The organism is Rhizobium ecuadorense (assembly GCF_001187535.1).
In the GTDB taxonomy this organism is placed as follows: Bacteria; Pseudomonadota; Alphaproteobacteria; order Rhizobiales; family Rhizobiaceae; genus Rhizobium; species Rhizobium ecuadorense.
Genome location: NZ_LFIO01001868.1, coordinates 1 through 313, shown reverse-complemented (window position 1 = coordinate 313; position 313 = coordinate 1). Strand labels below are relative to the sequence as shown.

1 protein-coding gene and 1 pseudogene are annotated in these 313 nt (G+C 60.4%); both read left to right on the top strand.

The annotated features are described in order from the left end of the window. Window positions 1-114: pseudogene (locus AF337_RS43095) on the top strand (ABC transporter permease); the annotation flags it as partial. Beyond that, window positions 111-313: ATP-binding cassette domain-containing protein (locus AF337_RS39185; protein WP_152971376.1), on the top strand; the 203-nt coding region annotated here is incomplete at its 3' end. The pseudogene AF337_RS43095 and the gene AF337_RS39185, both read left to right, overlap by 4 nt.

Genomic DNA, 313 nt, shown 5'->3' with positions numbered 1-313 from the left:
GGCCTCTACTGGATCAGCTTCTTTCCCGGCATTGCCCTTCTGGTCACGATCGCGGCGATTAATCTCGTCGGTGACCGGCTGCGCGATGTGCTCAACCCGAGGAACATGTCATGACCCCGTTGCTGCAAGTGAGCAATCTTGTCACCGAATTCGGCGGCGGTAGGGGACGCCCAAGCCTTTGCGCCGTCAATGATGTGTCGTTCACGGTGGAGCGCGGCAAGGTCCTTGGTCTTGTGGGAGAATCCGGATCCGGAAAGTCGGTGACCGGCTTCTCGATCATGCGGCTCCTCGATAAACCCGGCCGGGTTGCCGG